This window comes from Pseudoalteromonas sp. SG43-8, assembly GCF_014164245.1.
In the GTDB taxonomy this organism is placed as follows: Bacteria; Pseudomonadota; Gammaproteobacteria; order Enterobacterales; family Alteromonadaceae; genus Pseudoalteromonas; species Pseudoalteromonas distincta.
The window spans coordinates 1-246 of sequence record NZ_JACJEX010000055.1; the positions used below are offsets into that span (position 1 = coordinate 1).

General features: G+C 47.2%; 1 rRNA gene. It reads left to right on the forward strand.

Annotated elements, in window-relative coordinates:
• Positions 1–44: 44 nt before the first annotated feature.
• Positions 45–246 (forward strand): 16S ribosomal RNA (locus H5122_RS20350); the annotation flags it as partial.

A 246-nucleotide genomic window follows, 5' to 3' on the forward strand; every position in this document is an offset into this window, starting at 1 on the left:
AAAAATTCAGAATTCATTGAGCTGTCGAAAGACATAAAACTTTTTAATTGAAGAGTTTGATCATGGCTCAGATTGAACGCTGGCGGCAGGCCTAACACATGCAAGTCGAGCGGTAACAGAAAGTAGCTTGCTACTTTGCTGACGAGCGGCGGACGGGTGAGTAATGCTTGGGAACATGCCTTGAGGTGGGGGACAACAGTTGGAAACGACTGCTAATACCGCATAATGTCTACGGACCAAAGGGGG